Here is a 22,948-nt window from a genome sequence, read left to right as displayed (position 1 = left end):
CCCTCAACGCTTCTTCTTGGACCTACCGGACTTGCTGGAGGTCTTCGACTGCTCGCGGGCTGCCTCGCGTCGCTCTCGGCGCGTCCCCTCAGGGGTGATCGGGGTTCCTTCGGTCGCTGACCCGCGTTGACCGGATCCGCCACCCGAACGCCGTACCTCGGTACCGCCGTCTTCGTCCGGACCGGAGAACGTCAACCTCCCGCTGGGGCGCTCGTCGAGGCCCTTCGCGCGTAGGGCGCTCGGTGCCGCACCTTGCGCCGGCTGTGCGAGGTGGTCCTGCGTCGGCAGCGGATTCTGAATCGGTGTCTTCTGGGCAGCCGTCGACTTCTGCATCGACGCACCGGCAGTACCGATCGGAGACGCCAGACCCGGCGCGACGGCCAAGCCTGCCCCTACCTCAGGACCTGCGGGGGCGGGGGTCGCCTCGACCTGCAGGTTGAACAAGAACCCGACGGATTCCTCTTTCAACCCCTCCAGCATTCCCTGGAACATGTCGTACCCCTCGCGCTGGTACTCCACCAGAGGATCGCGCTGCGCCATCGCGCGCAGGCCGATGCCTTCCTTGAGGTAGTCCATCTCGTAGAGGTGCTCACGCCACTTTCGATCGAGCACCGAGAGCAGCACCCGACGCTCCAGCTCACGCATTCCGTTCTCGCCCGCGATCTCCTCGATGTTCTTCTCACGCGTCGCGTACGCGGCCCGAGCGTCGGCGAGCAATGCCTCGAGAAGTTCCTCGCGGCTCAGATCGCCCTTTTCGCCGAACTCGTTCTCCTGCGAGAGCTCCTTGTAGTCCAGACCAACCGGATACAAGGTCTTCAATGCCGTCCACAACTGCTCGAGATCCCAATCCTCGACGTACCCGTCAGCAGTAGCCCCGGTGACGTAGGCGGTGATCACATCGGTGATCATCCCCTCGACCTGGCCTTCCATGTCAGCGCCCTCGAGGATGCGGCGCCGCTCCTCGTAGATGACGGTGCGCTGCTGGTTCATGACCTCGTCGTACTTGAGAACGTTCTTGCGGATCTCGAAGTTCTGCTGCTCGACCTGCGTCTGCGCACTCTTGATGGCCTTGGAGACCATTTTGGCCTCGATCGGCACGTCATCGGGCAGGTTCAGACGAGTCATGATCGATTCGAGTGCGCCACCGTTGAATCGACGCATCAACTCGTCACCGAGTGACAGATAGAAGCGGGACTCCCCTGGGTCACCCTGACGACCGGAACGACCACGAAGCTGGTTGTCGATCCGGCGCGAGTCGTGCCGCTCGGTACCGAGGACGTACAGTCCGCCGGCATCGCGTACCGTCGCCGCGTCGGCTTTCACCTGGGCCTTCACGGTCTCCAGGGCAAGCTCCCACGCATCTTGATATGCGTCGGGCGTCTCCACTGGGTCCAGACCCTGCTTACGCAGCTGCAGATCGGTGATGATGTCCGGGTTACCACCCAGAACGACGTCGGTGCCACGTCCTGCCATGTTGGTCGCCACGGTGACCGCACCGAGCATGCCGGCCTCGGCCACGATGGTGGCTTCCTGCTCGTGGAACTTAGCGTTGAGGACGCTGTGCACTACGCCTTGCTTGGTGAACTGCTTGGACAAGTATTCCGAGCGCTCGACACTCGTCGTTCCGATCAGAACCGGCTGTCCTTTGGAATGTCGTGCGACGACGTCGGCCACCACCGCATCGAACTTCGCCTCTTCGGTCTTGTAGATGAGGTCGCCGTTGTCGACGCGAACCATCGGCCGGTTGGTCGGGATCGGAATTACTCCCAACCCGTAGATCTGATGAAGCTCAGCCGCTTCGGTCTGGGCAGTACCGGTCATGCCGGACAGAGTGTCGTACAGCCGGAAATAGTTCTGCAGCGTGATCGTGGCGAGAGTCTGATTCTCGGCCTTGATCTCGACCTTTTCCTTCGCCTCGATGGCCTGGTGCATGCCCTCGTTGTATCGACGCCCCACCAGGATGCGACCGGTGAACTCATCGACGATGATGACCTCGCCGTCGCGGACGATGTAGTCCTTGTCCTTGGTGTAGAGCTCTTTCGCCTTGATCGCGTTGTTGAGGTAGTTCACCAGCGGCGAATTCGCGGCTTCGTACAGATTGTCGATGCCGAGCTGGTCCTCGACGAATTCGACGCCCGCCTCGTGGACACCGATGGTCCGCTTACGGATGTCGACCTCGTAGTGCACGTCGATCTTCATCATCGGCACGATTCGGGCGAACTCCCCGTACCACTTGGACGAAGCGTCAGCCGGACCCGAGATGATCAGCGGCGTGCGCGCCTCGTCGATGAGGATCGAATCGACCTCGTCGACGACCGCGAAGTTATGACCCCGCTGCACCAGATCGTCGAGGGAGTGCGTCATGTTGTCGCGGAGGTAGTCGAAGCCGAATTCGTTGTTCGTTCCGTAGGTGATGTCGGCCGAATAGGCCGCACGTCGCTCGGTAGGAGTCATTCCCGAGAGAATGACGTCGACCTCGAGGCCGAGGAAGCGGTGGACTCGGCCCATCCACTCCGAATCTCGCCTGGCCAGGTAGTCGTTGACCGTCACCACGTGCACTCCGTTACCGGAGATCGCATTGAGATATGCAGGCAGAACACAGGTGAGGGTTTTGCCCTCGCCTGTCTTCATCTCGGCGATGTTCCCGAAATGCAGAGCTGCTCCGCCCATCACCTGGACGTCGAAATGGCGCTGCGACAGCACTCTGGACGACGCTTCTCTGGCGACGGCGAAAGCCTCGGGCAGCAGCTCGTCCAGCGATTCACCGGACGCGAATCGATTCTTGAACTCTGCGGTCTTGCCATGCAGTTCGGCGTCGGACAGCCGCTCGACGTCCGGAGACAGGGTGGACACATGGTCTGCGATGTTCTTGAGCCGCTTGACCATGCGACCTTCACCAACACGGAGCAGCTTGGAAAACGACAGCGAAGGCACGGGCTTTCTCGTCCTCGATCCTCGGTTACGGATATCGGCTAACAAGATATCGACTGGTCATATACGTCGTAGCGGGGCGTTACGGCAGCGCCGGTTGCGCTGCACTCACAAGAAAGTCTCTTGCCAGCAGCGGACCGACGCGTCCATGGTAGGCGCTGATGCTGAGTGCTTTGTAGGCCCACCACACGTCGGTGGACCCGACCTGGGGTCGAACCCCAGGTCGGGCCCACTGACGTAACTCGAAATGCACGTCGGACCTAGTGCGTAGGCCAGATCAGGTGAGTCTGATCAGGCCGTAGTCGAATGCGTGCCGTCGATACACGACGGACGGGCGGTCGGAGACGCTGTCATGGAAGAGGTAGAAGTCGTGACCGACCAATTCCATCTCGTAGAGAGCGTCGTCCACGCTCATCGGTGCAGCGGAGTGAACTTTGGTTCGGACGATCTGTCCGGGCCCCGTAGCCTCGTCCTCGAACGAATCCAGCTTGATATCCGGGTTCAGTGCCAGACTGTCGTCCTCAGCCAACTCCGCCGTAGCCTCGGCGACCGATACCGGAGTCTTGTCACCGTAATGGACCTTGCGGCGATCCTTGGTCCGACGAAGACGCGCTTCCAGTTTCGATGTGACGGACTCGAGCGCCGCATAGAAGCTGTCGGCAGTAGCTTCTGCTCGAACGACCGGGCCTTTGCCCTTTGCGGTGATTTCCACGCGCTGACATGCTTTGGCTTGTCGACGGTTGCGCTCGTGCTGCAGTTCGACGTCGAAGAGGTAGATGGAAGGGTCGAAGCGCTCGAGTCGGGCCAGTTTTTCGGAGACGTACACCCGGAAGTGGTCTGGGATCTCGACGTTGCGGCCCTTGACCACAACGTCGGCACTGGTCTTGGTGGACTCGTCCGAAGGCTTCTCGTCGAAGAAAACAGAAGCTTGTGAAGGGGTCGTCACTCGTACCTCCCGATATAGGCTGCACCGCTTTTCGCAGTGCGGCAAATGTTCATGCCGAATGGGGAACCAACCGGCATCACGTGCGGCTGCATCACCTCCACTACGAGACCCCGAAAAACATATCGAGGTCATGTCCGCGACGTTAGTCTGTCATCCGCTCGTGTGCCACTCTTCACTCGAAATTGGTACGTCTGCGTGTCCGGAGCGCACTGCCGAGGCCCCCTACCGAACTGCTGCAACTACCAACACCCCATCGACACGCACTCCCGAATTCTTTAGGACACTTACCGATTCGGTCGCCGTCGCACCGGTGGTGAGTACGTCGTCGACGAGAAGGACAGTTCTCTCACGCGGAATTCCCACGCGCGCAGCGACATCGCCGACTTCGGTGCGTCCGCGATGTCGACGACCTGCAGATGTTGCGCTGCGCGAGAGTGCCAACTCGATGCGACCCGCCACATTCGCCTGCCGCTCGGACGCACTGAGCCCGACCGAATCTCGCACGCCCCTGCGCATCCGTAATACCGACGGTATCCGCACGACTTCTTGCCCTAGCTCGGCCGCGGTCGCTCTGACACAACGCTCTACATGATCGCCACCTCGCACTCGCGCCGCACGCGCTCGAGTGGGCGCAGGCACGAGCACCAGACGAGAAAGCTCGGGCGGATCGATCTCACCGAGTATTCGAAGTTGCCCGACCGCGTGGGCAAGGGCCCGTCCGAGCGGGACCGCCACATCGTGCCGGTTCCGTTCCTTCAGCTCGAGAACCGCGCTTCGGCGGGCCCCGGAGTACGGCCCGAGCGCCCAGCACGGCACTCCTGGGTCGAGACGAGGCGATACCCGCTCGACGGCGGAACACACCGTGTCCTCGCACCGAGGACACCACAGGGTTCCCACAGCACCGCAGCCCCCACACTCTCGAGGAAGTGCCAGGTCGAGCAACGTCCGAACAGTTGCGTTCATACGGCGAATCACAGCATCCGGGTACGACACTTTTTTTCCTGCCGGATACAGCGCTCAGCCTGGCAGGATCGGTGTCGCTTTCACTCCTGCCAGTCCGGCTACTTCACGCCAGTAGCGGTCACCGGCAGGATCACCATTGTTCAGCTGAAATACTGCTCGCGAATCCGCGACGTACTCGTTCGTCGGCGACGCGTCGACAGAGAGCACCGGAGTTGTCAGGTTCCGGCTCGGAAGCGCGTCGAGGCGCGAACCGTCGGTCGTAACCTGCACTACCGGCACATCGGTCGCGATACGCACGATGACGATGGCATCACCGGTGCTCCAGTCCAACGCCAGAGCGTCGCTGCCGAGACCGTTCGCCACCGCCTTGGGAGACATCAGGGAGTACGAGCCGTTCGCCTTGCGCACCACCGACGCGACGTACACCAACCCGTCGACGATCATGGCCGCCCGGACACCGTCGCGTGATAGCCGTAGGTCGGTGATCCTCACACCGAGCGCAGTGACGGCGGTGGCATCCACCGGAACCACCGACACCTGCCCCGTCGCTGGATCCCGTGCTGCGCGAATCACATTCGTACCGTCGATGACAGCCCACGCCGCGTTGTTGTCGGCACCCCAGGAAGGTCTGGTGATCGACTGTCCCTCCGCCACCGGGAAGGCACCACTGTCGTACCCGCCGATCATCAATGTCGAGGACGGCTCGGGCACCGGGCGGCCGGTGTCTGCGACACCGGCCACCAGCGTTCCGTCGTTCGACAGCGCGACGCTACGCAGGTTGTTGACGGTGCCGAAATATCCTGGAACCGGAACTGCACCGTAATCCTCGACCGACATCAGTTGCCCGGCGACCAACGCGTGTAGGCCCACTGCAGTCTCGGATGTCCCCAACGGATCGAGAGAACCGACATCTGCGGTCGTCCACCCGTCCTGCTTGTCGTCGTCGAGAGGTTGTCCGTCGGCGAGCAGGACGTACGGACCGGATATATCCGCCGATGCCAACGTCCAGATCACCTGGGCAGCAAGTAGCTCACGATTCTTCGTATCCATCGACTGCAGTCCGCCGAAATCGATTTTCACTCCGCCCGGACCGACGCCGACCTGTGTTGTTCGACCATCGGCCTTGGTAATCGGCCCACGAACGCCGACATCGTTCGACAATTCGTTCGACACCGCAGGCGCCAACGTCTGTTTCGGCCCGTCGATCAGCAATTGCACGAGCTGGTTGGCCAGTTGATCAGGAGAACCGGTGAGCCACCGTACATCGGGAACCAACGCCGCACCGAGCGGATCGACGAAGAACAACGACTGGCGTTGGTAGGCATTGAAGAACTGCGAGCGATCGATCAATACGCCAGGAGGAAGCTCGTCGATGCGCCACTCCCCGTCGACCTTGACCATCCGAATCGTCGAGTCCACCGAGCCTGCGCCGGCCTGATAGTCACCACCCGACGCGAGGACGCCCACGGTATTCGATCGAATCGTGTACTCCGATTCGTCCGAAGTGCGAGGGCCGGACAACAGGTCAATTCTGTCCGCTACGACGGTTTTGGCCCCGTCGTCCCAGGTACTGGAGGCATCGCGTGTCAGATATTGCCGTGCAGCTTGATGGCGGTTCGCCGAATTCGCGCTCGCCACGAGGAAGTCGCGGACGAGCAGATCGGGCTCACGTCCTTCCGCCGGCGGTGGCGGTGTAGTCGACGCCGCTCCTCCCGTGATCGAACCGATTGCCTGTGGGGTCGACGATTCGGGCAGGCTCGCGCATCCTGCGAGCGACAGGAGGACGACCAGCACAGCAGCAACGGTCGCCGAACAACGCCGGATCACGATGACTCCGAAGGGTTCGAAAGGGCCGTCGACTCGCTGGCCACTGCAGGCGTCAACTCCGAGTGCTCCGCATCCGGCGTCGGCGGCGTATCGGTCCGCGAGGTCGACGAGGGTAGCGGCTGGCCCTGTGAGTAACGCCGAGTACTCGGCTTCAGGGGCAATGGACTTCCGATCACTTTGTGTCCTCGCACGAGTGGCAACGTCAACCGGAAGCATGCGCCTTCACCCACAGCCCCCCCAAGCCTCGAGCTTCCCGTCGTGCAACCGTGCATCCTCGACGCTGATGGCAAGTCCGAGACCGGTCCCGCCCGATCTGCGCACGCGAGAGGGATCCGAACGCCAGAAGCGATTGAAAACGAGCTTCTCCTCACCGGGACGTAGCCCCACTCCCTGATCTCGGACGACAAATGCCGCAGCGTCCGCATTGGCTCGGAGCCGCAGGAGAACAGGCTTCCCTTCGCCGTGATCGAGAGCATTGGCCAGCAGGTTTCGCAGTATTCGCTCGACACGACGCGGGTCGACTTCTGCGATAACGGCAGTATCGGGCATATCCACTATCACCTCGGTGCCAGTCTCCCGTGCCAAGTGCCGCACCGTGGACACTGCCGCTCGCGCGCACATCCGTAGATCGAGTTGTTCCGCGGCCAGTTCGGCGACACCCGCGTCGTGGCGGCTGATCTCGAGCAAATCACCGAGTAGCGTCTCGAACCTGTCCAGCTCGTTGACCAACAACTCAGAGGATCTCCTCAAGGCCGGATCGAGATCTGCACTGCCATCGTGGATCAGATCAGCGGCCATGCGCACCGTCGTCAGCGGGGTTCGAAGCTCGTGGCTCACATCGGAAGTGAAACGCCGCTGCAGATTTCCGAACTCTTCGAGCTGAGTGATCTGTTTGGACAGGCTTTCCGCCATCTCGTTGAACGACATGGCAAGCCGCGCCATGTCGTCCTCGCCGCGCACCGGCATGCGCTCCTTGAGTCGTCCATCGGCGAATCGAACAGCGATACGTGAGGCCGAGCGAATCGGTAGCACCACTTGCCTGGCGACGAGCATCGATATCGCTGCAAGTAGGACCAAGAGCACGACCGCACCGATGAGGAGCGTTCCGCGGACGAGTGAGAGTGTTCGGTCCTCACTCCCGAGTGGAAACACCAGATACAGCTCGAGCCCGGCGATATCGGATCCGGTGGGTGAACCCATGATCAATGCAGGCCCGGAGTATCCACCCTCGTTATCGGAGACCGTTGCGTACTGATAGCTGATCAACCCCTGCTTCACGAACTCACGCAAACTCGCGGGAATGTGATCGACGGGACCGACGGAGGCGTCGCTGCGGACACCGTCGCCTTCGACGATCAGCACCGGGTCGAAGGTGCCCGCGGACCCGGAAGCCTGTCCGGCATCGACGTCGCGGCTGGTCAATTGTGCACGCGCGCGCTCGAGACGGGTGCTCAGCCCGCTCGAGTCGTCGGCTCCGGCCAGCGACCCTTCGACAGTGGTACGTGAACGATCGAGTTCCTCGGTCGCGGCGGTAATTTTCGCTTCCAACAGACGATCGGTGATCTGACTGGTCAGAACGACCCCGAGGATGGTGATGACGACCAGCGACAACGTCAGAGTCGAGACCACCACGCGCAGCTGAAGCGAGCGGCGCCAAGCATGACCGAGCGCAGTACTGAGCGAACGCAACCAGCGCAACAGCGGCGAGAACGTTCCGTTGATTCGCCGCCGAGAGTGGGACAATCGGATCACGGCGGTCCGGCTTTGTAGCCGACCCCTCTCACGGTCAGAACGACTTCTGGGTTCTCGGCGTCCTTCTCGACCTTCGCACGCAGGCGCTGAACGTGAACATTGACCAGACGTGTGTCAGCGGCATGGCGGTAACCCCACACCTGTTCCAGAAGCACCTCACGAGTGAATACCTGCCGCGGTTTGCGAGCAAGCGCTACCAGAAGATCGAACTCGAGTGGGGTCAAGGATACGAGCTCGTCCCCCCTGCTCACCTTGTGGGCAGGGACGTCGATCACTATGTCGGCAATGGACAACAATTCGGCGGGCTCGTCCTCGGTGCGACGCAATCGCGCCCGAACACGAGCGACCAGTTCCTTCGGCTTGAACGGCTTCATGATGTAGTCGTCCGCGCCGGACTCGAGGCCGAGAACGACGTCGACAGTGTCGGTCTTTGCCGTCAACATCACGATCGGCACTCCCGAATCCGCACGTAGAACTCGGCACACGTCGATGCCGTTCATTCCTGGAAGCATCAAATCCAGCAACACCAGATCGGGTCGGTTCTCGCGAACCGCGGCCAGAGCTTGAGTGCCGTCACCGACGACGAAAGGCTCGAAACCCTCGCCACGAAGGACGATGGTGAGCATTTCGGCCAGAGCCGAATCGTCGTCGACTACAAGAATCCGGGGCTTCATGTTCCTATGGTGTCACTTTCATGCTGTCAGATGTCTCATTGACCAGGTGCGCGGCGAGTTGGGTCGGATCGACGTCGCCGTCGATCACCTCCCACGATGACACCCAGTTCGCGGCGGCCAACCCACAATAGGCCGCCGAAGTCCTGCTTTGAAGCGAGGAGTCACGCTCGTAGGAGTCTCTGACGCGCGTCGAATCCTCTTTCTCACGTGCCGCAGCACGCTCGGCGGCGAGCTCCACGGGGACGTCCAACAGGATCTGCACATCAGGAATCGGCACCCCGAATCGCTCGAATTCGAGAGCTCGAATCCATTCGACACCAGCGCCGTCGGCCTGCTCTTCGAGCCGTGCGGCAGTGTATGCGGCATTCGAGGCAACATATCGGTCCAACAGAACGACATCGTTGTGCGAGAGCAGCTTTCGGATCATCTCTGCCGCATCCCGTCGATCCAGGGCGAACAGCAAAGCCATCGCGTGCACACTCTCAGCGGTATCACCGTGCTCACCTCGCAACGCCTCGGCAGCGAGATCGGCATGAACCGACAATCCGTACCGCGGAAACCCGACGCGAGCAACCTCGCGGCCCTCGCGCTCCCACGCCGAGACGAGCCGACGGGCCAGGGTGTTCTTGCCCGCCCCGTCGACTCCCTCGATCACCAGCAATTTTCCCACTGCTACCGCGTCCGGATCAGTAGCGGTAGTGCTCGGGCTTGTACGGGCCCTCGACGTCGACGTTGATGTATTCGGCCTGCTCCTTGGTGAGCTTGGTGATCGTGCCACCGAGTGCCTCTACGTGGATGCGAGCAACCTTCTCGTCGAGGTGCTTCGGCAGGCGGTACACCTCGTTGTCGTACTCGCTCGGCTTGGTCCACAGTTCGATCTGCGCGATGACCTGGTTGGAGAAACTGTTGCTCATCACGAACGACGGATGACCCGTGGCATTGCCGAGGTTCAACAGTCGGCCTTCCGACAGAACGATGATCGAATGGCCATCGGCGAACTGGAACTCGTCGACCTGCGGCTTGATGTTGATCCGCGTGACGTCCTTCGCGCGCTCGAGACCGGCCATATCGATTTCGTTGTCGAAGTGGCCGATGTTGCCCAGAATCGCCTGGTGCTTCATCCGCTGCATGTGCGCGAACGTGATGATGCCGAGGTTGCCCGTCGAGGTGATCACGATGTCGGCCTTCTCGATGAACTCCTCTACGGTTCGCACGTCGAACCCGTCCATGAGTGCCTGGAGCGCATTGATCGGATCGGCTTCGGTGACCGTGACGCGAGCACCCTGGCCCTTCAGTGCTTCGGCGCAGCCCTTACCGACGTCGCCGTAGCCACAGACCAGAACCGCTTTGCCGCCGATGAGGACGTCGGTGCCGCGGTTGATTCCGTCGATCAACGAGTGGCGAGTGCCGTACTTGTTGTCGAACTTGCTCTTGGTGACCGAGTCGTTGACGTTGATCGCCGGGAAGGTCAATTCGCCTGCGGCAGCGAACTGGTAGAGCCTCAGCACGCCGGTGGTCGTCTCTTCCGTGACGCCCTTGACCGATGCCGCGATCTCGCTCCACTTGGTCTTCGACTCTTCGAGCGAGCGGCGCAACAGGCCGAGGAACACCTGGTACTCGTCCGAGTCCTGGTCTTCGTCGGTGGGAGGAACGACGCCGGCCTTCTCGAACTGAGCGCCACGAAGCACGAGCATCGTTGCGTCACCGCCGTCGTCGAGAATCATGTTGGGAGGCTGCGGGGTCCCGTCAGCGGCTGCCGGCCACGTCAGCATCTGCTCAGCGGCCCACCAGTAGTCCTCGAGGGTCTCGCCCTTCCACGCGAAGACCGGAACGCCCTTGGGCTCCTCGACACTCCCGTACGGTCCGACCACTACAGCAGCGGCCGCATGATCCTGGGTGGAGAAGATGTTGCACGACGCCCAGCGAACCTCGGCGCCGAGGGCGACCAGGGTTTCGATGAGCACGGCAGTCTGCACAGTCATGTGGAGCGATCCCGATACTCGAGCGCCCTTGAGAGGCAACACGTCGGAGTATTCGCGACGGAGTGCGATCAGACCGGGCATTTCGTGTTCGGCGAGGCGGATCTCCTTACGGCCGAACTCCGCCAGCGACAGGTCTGCGACCTTGAAGTCGATTCCACCGAGGTTGTCCGCGGTGAGTGCCGATCCTGTGGCCGAACGATCATCCGGCGTTACTGAGGTGGTCATCTTGCCTCTCCTGATTGCGTGAAGTTCTCATTCAGGCTATCGGGTCTACGCGCCAAGGGTTCGCGCTACCTGCTTTTGGTCATCCGGGCAGTTGCGCATCCGGGCGCTGCGTATGTCCGAAGAATCTTCTCGCGCTTACGGGGAAGGATGTTCGCTCTGCTCACGTCGCCGTCGTAGTGCGCGACCACTCGCGGATCCATGACCCGACGCCACAGCGGTGGGAACGCCGCCATCATCACCATCGTTGCGTATCCGGCCGGCAACTGTGGTGCCTCGTCGCACGTACGAAGAACCTGATAGCGCTTGGACGGATTGGCATGATGATCACTGTGCCGCTGCAGGTGATAGAGAAAAATATTCGTGCACAATCGGTCACTGTTCCAGCTGTGCCGTGGTGAACACCTGACGTAACGCCCCCGAGCGTTCTTTTCCCGAAGCAATCCGTAGTGCTCGACATAGTTGACTGTTTCCAACAACAAGAAACCGACGACCGCCTGCAGCGCGAGGTACGGCAGAACTGCGGGCCCGAATACCAGTGCCAGCAGCGCGAACAGCACCGCACTCATCAACCATGAATGCAGAAGGTTGTTTCGGATACTCCAGGGTCGGATGCTCCCGCGAGCCAACCTCTGCGTTTCCAGATGCCACGCCGATATCAACCCCAGAACCACACTGCGAGGCAGGAAGGTCCACAGATTCTCCCCGAGCCGTGAACTGGCTGGATCATCTGGCGTTGCCACTTTGACGTGATGTCCCCGGTTGTGTTCGACGAAAAAATGGCCGTAGAAGGTCTGCGTCAAGGCAACTTTGGCAAGCCAACGTTCGTGCTGTTCGACGCGGTGGCCCAACTCGTGTGCCGCATTGATCCCAGTTCCGGCGACGAGGCCGACCGTGACGGCCAGACCGATCCTGTCGATGATCGTCAAATCTCCGAAAGCCCACATCCAACACGCGACCAGCAACGTGAAGAACTGGATGGGCAGAAATGCATAGGTGCACCATCGATAGAACTTGTCTTCCTGCATGGACGACGCGTCTGTGTCGGACGGATTGTCACCGTCCTCACCTGCCACCTTGTCGAGGACCGGGATGATCACGAAGAAGACCATCAAGCCGCTCCACCAAAATATCGGCATGCCGGTCCACAAAACCAGTTGCGAAGGCAGCAAAGCCGAAGCGGGCGCAAGCAGACCGAGCAGCCAGAGGTACCGCTTGTAGCCTCGCCGGCTTTTCGCGATGGCAGGCTGCGCACCGCTGATCGACGGTGTATCGCGCGGTGGAGTGGACACATGCGACGCGCTCGACGCCTCGCGCTCGTGGCCTAGGGCAACACCGGGAGGAACGCTACCGACGGAGACCTCGTCCACAACCGCGCAGTTACGACCGACCTGGCTCAACCCACACCCCCTGAAACTCGACCCGAAGTTGGTTCGAGGAGCCCATAACATACCTACTGCCCCGTAAAAGGGTTATCCGAGCGCGCTGGCGCGCTATTTCGAGTCACGTTCGTTGGCCGCTTCGCGCGCACGAATTGTCTTGTCTGCGTTCTTCCGGCTGTAGGCGAAGTAGATTACGACGCCGATTGCCATCCAGACCACGAACCTGATCCACGTCTCGACCGAAAGATTGACCATCAGCCACACGCACGAGGCCACCGCCAGAATCGGAATCAGCGGCATCAGGGGAACCTTGAATCCGCGAGGAAGGTCCGGACGCGTTCGCCGGAGCACAACCACGCCGATCGACACGAGGACGAAGGCGAACAGCGTGCCGATGTTCACCATTTCTTCGAGGGTGCCGATCGGAAAGAATGCCGCAAGAACCGACACCACGCCGCCGACGAGCAGCGTGATTCGTACCGGGGTGCCCCTCGAGCCGGTACGTGCCAATGAATGTGGGACGAGACCGTCACGCGACATGGCGAACAGCACTCGGGTCTGCCCGAGCATCAAGACCATGACTACCGTCGTCAATCCGGCCAGTGCGCCGAACGAAATAACGTTCTTTGCCCAATCGAGGCCGTTGAGTGCGAATGCCGTCGCGAGCGTGGAGTCGTCACCAGCGAGTTCGGTGTAGTTCACCATCCCGGTCAGCACGAGCGTCACGGCGACGTAGAGGACCGTCACGATGGCAAGGGACCCGAGAATTCCACGAGGCAAAGCCTTCTGTGGGTTCCTGGTTTCCTCCGCAGTCGTGGCGACCACGTCGAACCCGATGAACGCGAAGAAGACGAGGCTGGCAGCGGCCAGCAACCCGTACCACCCGAAGGTGCTACTTCCCGCGCCCGTGACGAAGGACAACAGCGACTGGTGAATGCCCTCTGCGGTGGAGCCACCCTGGGAGGGAGGAATGTATGGAGAGTAGTTCTCCGATTTGATGTAGAACGCGCCGACAACGACCACGAGCAACACGACAGCGACCTTGATCGCGGTGACCACCAACGACACCCGAGACGACAACTTGGTACCGCTGACGAGTAGGACCGTGATGATGAGGACGATCACCAACGCACCCCAGTCGAAATCGAGCGAACCGATCTTCACGATCGGCGATGCCGACCCGATGACCTCACCGAGATACAGCGACCACCCCTTCGCTACCACCGACGACGCCAGCGCGAACTCGAGGATCAGGTCCCACCCGATGATCCATGCGACGAACTCGCCGAAGGTCGCGTACGAAAAGGTGTATGCACTTCCCGCCACCGGGACGGTCGAGGCGAACTCTGCGTAGCAGAGCGCGGCCAGCCCACACGCGACTGCAGCGAGAAGAAATGCCAACGACACCGAGGGACCGGCAACGTTTCCTGCTGTGCGCGCGGTGAGCGTGAAGATTCCGGCCCCGATGACCACAGCCACACCGAACACAGTGAGGTCCCACGAAGTGAGATCCTTCCGGAGTTTGGTATCCGGCTCGTCGGTGTCCTTCATGGACTGCTCTACGGACTTGGTCCTGAACAGGCCTGTCGTTCGCAGAGCCTTCTTCGGCCGATCTTCGGTCATCGCGTGTGTTCCACCTGTCGAGATCGGGTCAATGACGGTATTCGGCTTGCGCCTTGCTCACACGCCCCTTGGAGCCCCTGTGTACACCCTAGAGGAATGGAGCTCTTACACGGACGGTTCCAGTATCGGGCGAAAGGTTACCCGACGGTCGCGAAGAATATCTCGGCGTCTCCCCATCGCGCCGCGGCAGTGAACGCTGGATCCGCCGCAGAAATCCACACAGCCGAACCCTGCTCGAGCACCAACTCGCGGTCACCGTCGTCCACGACGACCCGCCCCTTGGTGCACAGCAGGATCGACGGCCCGTCGCTGTCCGACTTCACCGAAGAGCCGTTCGACAACGCGACGCGGCTCAACGCGAATTCCGGCGCTGGTGTCTCGTAGCGGGCGACGGTGTCTCTCATGTCCGGCTCCGCTTCGAGGATCTTCACCTCCGATGGCTGGAAATCCAGAATCCGTAGAAGTTCCGGTACATCCACATGCTTGGTTGTCAGGCCACCGCGCAACACGTTGTCGGAGTTAGCCATGATCTCCACACCCGTACCGGCCAGGTAGGCGTGCAGGTTGCCCGCATCGAGAAAAATACCTTGGCCGGGGGTCAACGTAATTCTGTTGAGCAGCAACGCCGCCAGCACTCCCGCATCACCCGGATAGGACTCTCCGAGTTCGAGAAGTGTTCTTGCCTCCGCGACGAATTCGCCGCCGTCGGACTGTGCCCGAGTCGAGAGGTACTCGATGCACCCGTCGGCGACCAGCGGCAACAAGGCATCGAGGGCAGGTCCGGGCAAGGTGATCCAGGAAGTGAACACTGTCCGCAAGCCGGCATCGTCCGGTTGGTCGGCCAGAAGTGATCGATATCCGGACAGCGCGTCCACGTTCAGCGCGTCGATGAACTCGACGGTTCGCCGCGGACACCTGAATCCGGCAAGTGCGTGGAACTCGGTCAACGCAACGATCAGCTCAGGTTTGTGGCTCGCATCGCGGTAGTTCCGCAACGAAGAATCGATCGGAATTCGTGCTGACTCTTCGCGCGCGAATCCCTCGGCAGCTTGCGTCGCGCTCGGATGGGCCTGCAGCGACAGGGGTTCGTCGGCGGCAAGCAATTTCAGCAGAAACGGCAGCCTCCCCCGGTAGGTCGCGGACGTATCGGCTCCAAGCTCGAGAGCCGGGTTCTCGTCGATGACGCTGAGCAGCGACCGCGTCGAGGTGCCGTCGTCGATCATTGCTGGATCTGCGGGGTGTGCCCCCAGCCAGATCTCGGCTTCCGGATGTTCGGACGGAACCGGCCTGCCTCGCAAAGCTGCAAGAACAGTCCTCGATCCCCACGCATACGACCTGACTGCACCGAGCAGTGGTTGCACTATTATCCGCCCATCAAATGTAGATACGCGGCAGCCATTTCCAGCCGCGTCGCCAATACTGCCGTTGCCCCTAGTTCACCGGCCGCGTGCGAGGTGTTTCCTGCACCGTCCCGACCTTCGCGCCGGTAACCTCCGGCACCGTCCACAGATTCCGATGCCGATCCGAAATCGATTCTCCCCCGATCGAACTCGGGTAAGCCCGCCGTGATCACGATCGAGTCCGGTAGGGCAGCCGTCCGACGCTCGGCCAACGCGGCGAAAGAATCCGATGCCAAGACGACTACTCGAATCGCTTGTTCGGGCCGGGGGCCGTCGAACTCTTCGTCATGGAAGAAAGCATCGTATTCGACGGGTGCTGCGCCGCTTGGTCGACCGGAGGACGCGACGGCGGCGATGACATCGGAAAGTTCACTCGCCCCTGCCACGACGCCTGCAGCCCGCAGCAAAACCTCACTACCGTGTCGGGCCAATTCGACGTCGACGGCTCCCACACCGGACAGCACAACCCTGCTGCCTGAGATCTGAGCGGCAAGCGACTTCGCCGGGTTGTGAAAAACCTCGTGCGAGGGATGATTTCGAGCCGCCTCGGCGTCGAGAAGATCTGCAACTTCGGACAAATCGGGCAGCAAGGACCGATATGCACCGTCCGACACAGCGGCAAGAACTGCCGTCCCAGCAGCCAGGTAGCGCATCAACGTGTTGTGTTCGCGCACAGCGACCCTCGGGGGAAGGAACACAGCGCGGCCTGCCGCAGCAGAGCGCAGCGGTCCCTCGTCCGGGGTGACGAGAACAGTCTCGGCCCCGCGGCGGACGGCTGCGGATGTCGATTCTGCGAGCCGTGGGTCTCCAGCGTCGTCGCCGGAGACGACAACTACGTCGAGCGGACCGACCCACAGCGGCGTCGTCGCGGCGTGCACAAGCGGAAAACCGATGCGTGCACCGATCGCGGCGATGAGCATGGACGCGGCCCTACCTGCGCGACCTTCACCCGCAACGAAAACAACGCTGCGAGGACGAAGATCGCCCAGCCGTTCGGCTACGGACTCCTCGACCGCTGCACTCGTCGCACGGACCTGCGCGCCTGCCAATGCGGCGCTGCGCAGGGCCCCGTCGGTATCGGCGGCGGCAAGTGCGGCAGGGTCATCCAAATTCAGCAGAGACGACGGAGCTGTCATGGCTGTCTGCACCGTCCTTTCCTTACCGACGTCCACTCACCGATCGAGTGCGTTCGTATGTGCGAGCGTCTCCTAGCCCACTATTCCAGTTGTCCTCGCACTATGCCCAATATCTCGGAGGTCAAAGCATCCACATCTTCACTGGTGCGAGCTTCGACGTTGAGGCGCAACAGCGGTTCGGTATTCGACGCCCGGAGATTGAACCAGGCACCGTCCGCGAGATCGATGGTGACACCGTCCAATCGGTCGACCGATACCGTACGGTCTGCGAAGGCCACGAGCACTGCATTCGTGCGCTCGACGGCATCGTCGACCGTCGAGTTGATCTCCCCCGACGCAGAGTACGACTCGTAGGACTTCATCAACTCCGAGAGCGGTCGATCTGTAGCGCCGAGAGCTGCCAGGACATGCAGCGCCGCGAGCATTCCCGAGTCCGCACCCCAGAAATCGCGGAAGTAGTAGTGGGCGGAGTGCTCACCGCCGAACACAGCACCGGTCTCTGCCATCTGCTGCTTGATGAACGAATGGCCGACCCTGGTTCGCACGGGTTTACCACCGAGTCTGGTCACCAACTCAGGAACCGCATGGGAGGTGATCAGGTTGTAGATCACCGACGCGCCGGGTTCTTTGGCGAGCTCGCGCTCGGCTACGAGCCCGGTCACTGCCGACGGAGAGACCGGATTTCCGAGTTCGTCGACGACGAAGCACCGATCCGCGTCGCCATCGAAGGCCAATCCGATATCGGCACCGGTCTCGCGTACGAACTTCTGTAGGTCGACGAGATTCTTCGGGTCGAGCGGGTTCGCCTCGTGGTTGGGGAAGGTTCCGTCGAGTTCGAAGTAGAGCGGGTAGATGGTGACCGGCAGTGAATCGAATACAGCAGGCACGGTGTGCCCGCCCATTCCGTTTCCGGCATCGACCGCGATCTTGACATCGGATACCTGAGACAGATCGACGAGGTCACGAACAAAAGTGGCGTACTCGACCAGAACATCACGGTCCGAGGTGGTTCCCGGTGTCCCATCGTATTCTGGAACACCGTCGACCAGCTCTGCCTTGATCGTGCCGAGACCGGTGTCCTGCCCTACCGGCTTCGCTCCCGCGCGACACAGCTTGATGCCGTTGTACTCGGCAGGATTGTGACTAGCGGTGAACATGGCACCAGGGCAATCCAGAACACCCGATGCGAAGTAGAGCTGATCGGTCGAGGCAAGGCCGATGTGGACGACATCGAGGCCCTGTGAGGTGACTCCGTCGGCAAATGCCCTCGACAACTCCGGCGACGATGCGCGCATGTCGTGGCCGACCACGACCTGGGTGACGGATTTCTCACGGACCAATCGCGCGAACGATGCGCCGACGTCTCGCACGAAGCCTGCGTCGATCTGCTCGCCCACCACCCCTCGTACGTCATAGGCCTTGATGACTGCATTGACGGACTCGGCAGTTCGTGCCACGAACGACTCCTCGTGAATTTCGGTGGGGTGAGCGGTAGAGACGAGCCACTGCGGCCCAGCCCTTGCACTTCGGACATCGACTTCTCGAGTCGAATCTGTCACAACTCGATGCGTCGAGCGCGAGAAAACCGACCAGTTGTGACCGACCCCATGCGACCGAACGGAACGAAACAATCGCCGAGTACGACACCGGAACATCCAACGGAACAAAAGGCCGAAACCCCGGGTCGGACGCGGGGTTTGACCAGCATTCAGGACGTGGGATCGGGAAGCACCCGTAGGTGACCCCGTCGGCCGGTCCGTGCCGGCGCCGAAGTCCGACGATCTCCAACTACGTCAGCGCGAATGTCCCGTTCTCGAGCTCGATCCGTCGACTCGGTGTCCTCGCGTCGGACACGATCGCCGCGGCCTGCTTCGCGAACGGCTTCTGCCAGGGCCGTCAAGTCGTCCTCGTCGGGCGTCGTCGTAGTGAAGCCACCCTCGTAGCGCACCATTTCCCAGCCCTTGGGCGCAGTGGTGGTCACAGCGTGCACCTCACACAGGTCCCATGAGTGGGGTTCCGCGACAGTAGCAAGTGGTCCCACGACGGCAGTCGAGTCCGAATAGACATACGTGAGCGTCGCGACGGCCGAACGGCTACACCCGGGCCTGCAGCATCCACGCAGTGATCTCACGAGCAAGAGACTATCCCTCGACTCCGACTGCACGCCGCCCGACACACCGCGAAGGGGCGGGCGATAACCTTGGGCATGGCTCGAACTGGCTCCGGACGACAACCGACCTCTCGATCTGCGGACCGTCGCGGCCGCGGAGTTCGCGGCCCGGTGCTTCCCTCGAATGTTCCGGGGCACCGATCGCGTGCCGACAAATTCGACCGCGTCGTTCTGGAGGCATTCGCTCGCATCGACCACAAGTGGCACGAGCGGTTGGAGAGGCTGGACATCGCAGTCGACGAAGTGCCCAAAATCAGGGCCATAGATCCCGAATCGGTCACGTGGCCTCCCGAGGTGGTAGCGGAGGGGCCCGTTCCGCTGTCGAGGCTGGTGCCGGCGGGCATCGACAAGCGCGGCGAATCCACACGCGCACGGATCGTGTTGTTCAGGCGCCCCTTGGAGCGACGCGCCAAGCACCCGGAGGATCTGGAAGATCTTCTCTACGAAGTGCTCGTCGAACAGGTTGCGACCTACTTGGGGGTCGACCCCGACACTGTCGACCCGGGCATGGAAGAAGGACGTTAGCCGAAGGACTCGGCACGTAGCTCGATCTAGCTGATACCCCGCTTGAGCCGACGACGCTCCCGCTCCGACAGTCCTCCCCAGATTCCGAAACGCTCGTCCTTGGCGAGCGCGTACTCCAGGCATTCGCCCTTCACATCGCAACCGAGGCAGATGCGTTTTGCTTCGCGAGTCGATCCACCCTTCTCGGGGAAAAAAGCTTCAGGATCGGTCTGCGCGCAGAGCGCACGCTCTTGCCACTGATCTTCGATCTCCTCGAACATTCGATCGAATCCAGCGACCATGCTCAAGAACGGCTTCTCCGGAACACGAACTGGCAGAGCGGTTCCCTCCTCCAGAGTGTCGCCTTCGTCCACGACATCCTCGGAATCGTGATCGACACCGACGACGCTGGAATCCATTGAACCTGAATGGATATCATCCAGATCGTCCGCATCTTCAGCCCCGAATTCGCGACCGAGTGCCACGTCACCTGTAGCCACATCGACAGCAAACGCATCCGAGCGGCCACCTGTTACATTTGCCGCAAAAGTCTTGTCATTCATACGGTTCCCGCAGTCGCCTCGTGCCGCGCGTGCTCGGGAATCGGTCTGCGACGCGTAGCTGACTACGCTGAGGTGAGCCTGGGGTTCGCCCCGATGTTCACGTGCCTCGTACTGGTCGTACATCGCTTCAGCCTCCTCACCATTCGATAGCACAGAAATTTCCGGTCGATTCCGAATACCCTGCCCCGCGCCGATATTCGTACCCATACCCCAACCATCGACTTTCAACACACGCTCCGGCATACTTGACTTCAGATGGGAACGAGTGTTCGAATCAAGGGCCACTCCAAGCGAACTCGCCTGACGCTCGGGGAATGACATAAATGTGATTAGACACGCCGGAGTAGGTTGCGGTCAAGCCGATACGGGATATTGCAATACCATCTCGAGACCGGAATCGGCCCTCTCCCCGAATAATGGCCTGTCGTCGGCGTGTCGCGCCCCGAAAAACGCGCCGAAACCGGGACGGGGTCCGGGTTTCACCGCATCTGCGCCGCCGAGGAGGCGGGCGCCGACCGATCGATTCGACCGAGAGCCTAGGCTCTGAATCTGTGAAAGTGACTGTCTTGGTCGGTGGAGTCGGCGGAGCCCGGTTCCTCCAGGGCCTCAAAACACTGCTCGGGGACGACGACGAGATTACGGCGATCGTCAATGTCGGAGACGACGTGTGGATGCACGGTTTGCGCATCTGCCCCGACCTCGACACCTGTATGTACACCCTCGGCGACGGAATCGATACCGAGCGTGGTTGGGGACGCATCGCGGAGACTTGGCACGCGCGTGACGAACTCGCCGCGTACGGAGCCGACCCGGATTGGTTCGGACTCGGAGACAGAGACATTGCCACACATCTCATCCGGAGCCGGATGCTCAGGACTGGATATCCGCTCTCGGCGGTGACCGAGGCACTGTGCAATCGATGGAAGCCAGGCGTGCGACTCCTACCGGTGACCGACGACCGGAGCGAGACCCATGTCGTCGTCACCGACCCGGACGAAAAAGACGGGGACACTCAGCGAGCAATCCACTTTCAAGAGTGGTGGGTTCGCTACCGAGCACAGATTCCGACACACAGCTTCGCCAATATCGGTGCCGAGCAAGCGAGTCCGGCGCCCGGGGTCCTCGATGCCCTCGCCGGCGCCGACGCCGTGATCCTGGCTCCATCCAATCCGGTGGTAAGCGTCGGAGCGATCCTCGCTGTCCCCGGAATCCGCAGTGCGCTACGTACGACGTCGGCCAAGGTTGTCGGCCTGTCGCCGGTGGTGGACGGAAAGCCGTTGCGCGGGATGGCAGACGAATGTCTGACCGTCATCGGTGTCGAGACGTCCGCCGAGGCCGTCGGACGTCACTACGGCGCACGATCGGACACCGGTATCCTCGACGCATGGTTGATCCATTCGACCGATCAGGCCACCATTCCCGGCGTTGACGTCCACAGCGTGCCGTTACTGATGACCGACCCCGAAACGACCGCCCTGATGGCAGCAGCGGCACTTCGTTCGGCTGGACTCGAGCTGTGACCGAACCGATTCCGACCGACCATGCTCCTGGCGGCAGCATCGAGATCATCCCGGTGACCGGGTTACCGGAGTTTCGGCCGGGCGACGATGTTGCATCCTCGATAGCCGCGTGCGCACCGTGGATTCGCAACGACGACATAGTGGTGGTCACCAGCAAGATCGTGTCCAAGGCCGAAGGTCGACTGGTCGACGCACCACTGGATCCAGAAGAACGAGATGCCGCACGAAGACGGTTGGTCGAGCAGGAAGCAGTTCGGATCGTTGCTCGCAAGGGCCGAACACTGATCACCGAGAATCGTCTCGGGATAGTGCAGGCCGCCTCTGGAATCGACGGATCCAACGTCGATCGGGCCGAATTGGCTCTTCTCCCACGAGATCCGGATGCAAGCGCTGCCGCCATACGAGCGGCACTGGCGTCTTCGCTCGGTGTCGACGTGGGAGTCGTCATCACCGACACCATGGGTCGCGCGTGGCGTATCGGCCAGATCGATGCCGCGATCGGCTCGGCCGGCCTCGCCGTGATCCATGGCTATGCCGGCGCCGAGGACGCCCAAGGTAACGAGTTGATCGTGACCGAAGTCGCTGTCGCCGACGAGATCGCTGCGGCAGGTGATTTGGTCAAGGGAAAGCTCGGTGCCGTTCCGGTTGCCGTCGTGCGTGGCCTGAAGCCGGTCGACAACGGCACCGGCGCAAGAGATTTGGTGCGCGGCGGTGAGGAAGACCTTTTCTGGCTCGGTACCACCGAGTCGATCGACAGGGGCCGCCGGGAGGCTCTTCTCGTTCGCCGCTCGGTTCGGTCCTTCACCGGCGAATCGGTGGATCCCGAGGAGATACGCGGCGCCGTCGCCGAAGCACTGACCGCTCCCGCGCCGCATCACACCCATCCGGTTCGATTCGTATGGGTACGCACCCCGGCTGTGCGCACCCAGCTGTTGAACAAGATGAAGGACCAGTGGCGTGAGGACCTCCGCTCGGACGGGTACACCGACGAGCAGATAGAGCGCCGAACTTCGCGCGGTGACATCCTGTTCGATGCGCCCGAAATCGTGATCCCCTTCTGCGTACCCGATGGGGCACACACGTACTCCGACGAGCGCCGAAGCCGAGCCGAAGAGACGATGTTCACCGTTGCCGTCGGCGCCGCGGTGCAAGGGCTACTCGTGGCGCTGGCGGTGCGAGGACTCGGTAGCTGTTGGATCGGCTCGACAATTTTCGCTGCAGACTTGGTACGCACCGAGTTGGGCGTGCCTCCCGACTGGAAAGCCCTGGGCGCCATCGCAATCGGCCACCCTGACAGTCCTGCTGAGGTACGGAAGCCACACCCATTGGGCGACGAACTGCTGGAGATGTGAG

General features: G+C 61.7%; 17 protein-coding genes and 1 pseudogene. 3 read left to right on the top strand and 15 right to left on the bottom strand.

The genetic code is table 11. From position 1 onward, the window contains the following. Positions 1-3: 3 nt before the first annotated feature. From secA to BJD99_RS10840, 14 genes and pseudogenes are all read right to left on the bottom strand, one after another. Positions 4-2,934: a preprotein translocase subunit SecA gene (secA, locus tag BJD99_RS10905; RefSeq protein ID WP_084346859.1), complete on the bottom strand. Its 2,931-nt coding sequence runs from the start codon at positions 2,932-2,934 to the stop codon at positions 4-6. Between the two features lie 274 nt (positions 2,935-3,208). Then, the gene (gene hpf / locus BJD99_RS10900) at positions 3,209-3,877 is read right to left on the bottom strand and encodes a ribosome hibernation-promoting factor, HPF/YfiA family (RefSeq protein WP_084346858.1); all 669 of its coding nucleotides are present in this window, start codon (positions 3,875-3,877) and stop codon (positions 3,209-3,211) included. 222 nt (positions 3,878-4,099) lie between these two features. Beyond that, positions 4,100-4,840, bottom strand: coding sequence for a ComF family protein (locus tag BJD99_RS10895; RefSeq protein WP_084346857.1), 741 nt, complete (start codon positions 4,838-4,840; stop codon positions 4,100-4,102). A 54-nt stretch (positions 4,841-4,894) separates the two neighbouring features. Continuing rightward, complete coding sequence (gene lpqB, locus BJD99_RS10890; RefSeq protein ID WP_084346946.1) at positions 4,895-6,664, bottom strand: MtrAB system accessory lipoprotein LpqB; 1,770 nt, start codon at positions 6,662-6,664, stop codon at positions 4,895-4,897. Continuing rightward, positions 6,664-8,419, bottom strand: a pseudogene (mtrB, locus tag BJD99_RS10885) (MtrAB system histidine kinase MtrB). The gene lpqB and the pseudogene mtrB overlap by 1 nt, the downstream one beginning before the upstream one ends. Further along, positions 8,416-9,093 (bottom strand): MtrAB system response regulator MtrA, encoded by a 678-nt coding sequence (gene mtrA / locus BJD99_RS10880; RefSeq protein ID WP_084346856.1) that lies wholly within the window; start codon positions 9,091-9,093, stop codon positions 8,416-8,418. Before mtrA ends, mtrB begins: the two are co-directional and overlap by 4 nt. 4 nt (positions 9,094-9,097) lie before the next feature. Then, complete coding sequence (locus tag BJD99_RS10875; protein ID WP_084346855.1) at positions 9,098-9,763, bottom strand: dTMP kinase; 666 nt, start codon at positions 9,761-9,763, stop codon at positions 9,098-9,100. 16 nt (positions 9,764-9,779) lie between these two features. Further along, complete coding sequence (gene ahcY / locus BJD99_RS10870; RefSeq protein ID WP_084346854.1) at positions 9,780-11,300, bottom strand: adenosylhomocysteinase; 1,521 nt, start codon at positions 11,298-11,300, stop codon at positions 9,780-9,782. A gap of 65 nt (positions 11,301-11,365) precedes the next feature. Beyond that, on the bottom strand, positions 11,366-12,559 hold the full coding sequence (locus BJD99_RS10865; protein ID WP_179142293.1) for an alkane 1-monooxygenase: 1,194 nt from the start codon (positions 12,557-12,559) through the stop codon (positions 11,366-11,368). A gap of 231 nt (positions 12,560-12,790) precedes the next feature. Next, positions 12,791-14,302 (bottom strand): amino acid permease, encoded by a 1,512-nt coding sequence (locus tag BJD99_RS10860; RefSeq protein WP_084346852.1) that lies wholly within the window; start codon positions 14,300-14,302, stop codon positions 12,791-12,793. Between the two features lie 137 nt (positions 14,303-14,439). Continuing rightward, a complete protein-coding gene (gene manA / locus BJD99_RS10855; RefSeq protein WP_084346851.1) occupies positions 14,440-15,663 on the bottom strand; it encodes a mannose-6-phosphate isomerase, class I in 1,224 nt (407 codons plus the stop codon). Positions 15,664-15,665: 2 nt separating this feature from the next. Continuing rightward, the gene (locus tag BJD99_RS10850) at positions 15,666-16,838 is read right to left on the bottom strand and encodes a tobH protein (RefSeq protein ID WP_084346945.1); all 1,173 of its coding nucleotides are present in this window, start codon (positions 16,836-16,838) and stop codon (positions 15,666-15,668) included. Between the two features lie 80 nt (positions 16,839-16,918). Continuing rightward, on the bottom strand, positions 16,919-18,295 hold the full coding sequence (locus BJD99_RS10845) for a phosphomannomutase/phosphoglucomutase (RefSeq protein WP_084346944.1): 1,377 nt from the start codon (positions 18,293-18,295) through the stop codon (positions 16,919-16,921). Positions 18,296-18,546: 251 nt separating this feature from the next. Next, the gene (locus BJD99_RS10840) at positions 18,547-18,969 is read right to left on the bottom strand and encodes a DUF3499 domain-containing protein (protein WP_179142287.1); all 423 of its coding nucleotides are present in this window, start codon (positions 18,967-18,969) and stop codon (positions 18,547-18,549) included. Positions 18,970-19,044: 75 nt separating this feature from the next. Between BJD99_RS10840 and BJD99_RS10835 the strand changes: the two genes are divergently transcribed. Then, positions 19,045-19,533, top strand: a complete 489-nt coding sequence (locus BJD99_RS10835) for a metallopeptidase family protein (protein ID WP_084346850.1) — start codon at positions 19,045-19,047, stop codon at positions 19,531-19,533. Between the two features lie 26 nt (positions 19,534-19,559). On the opposite strand, the gene BJD99_RS10830 is transcribed toward BJD99_RS10835, so the two are convergent. Beyond that, positions 19,560-19,814, bottom strand: coding sequence for a WhiB family transcriptional regulator (locus BJD99_RS10830; RefSeq protein WP_143542120.1), 255 nt, complete (start codon positions 19,812-19,814; stop codon positions 19,560-19,562). An 812-nt stretch (positions 19,815-20,626) separates the two neighbouring features. Between BJD99_RS10830 and cofD the strand changes: the two genes are divergently transcribed. After that, positions 20,627-21,595 (top strand): 2-phospho-L-lactate transferase, encoded by a 969-nt coding sequence (gene cofD / locus BJD99_RS10825; RefSeq protein WP_084346849.1) that lies wholly within the window; start codon positions 20,627-20,629, stop codon positions 21,593-21,595. Continuing rightward, the gene (locus tag BJD99_RS10820; RefSeq protein WP_084346848.1) at positions 21,592-22,947 is read left to right on the top strand and encodes a coenzyme F420-0:L-glutamate ligase; all 1,356 of its coding nucleotides are present in this window, start codon (positions 21,592-21,594) and stop codon (positions 22,945-22,947) included. The genes cofD and BJD99_RS10820 overlap by 4 nt, the downstream gene beginning before the upstream one ends. Position 22,948: the final 1 nt, after the last annotated feature.

Origin of the sequence: Rhodococcus sp. 1163 (genome assembly GCF_002091985.1) — a bacterium.
GTDB lineage: Bacteria > Actinomycetota > Actinomycetes > Mycobacteriales > Mycobacteriaceae > Rhodococcoides.
The sequence above is the reverse complement of the archived record's forward strand: the minus strand, read 5'-3'. Positions and strand labels throughout refer to the sequence as shown.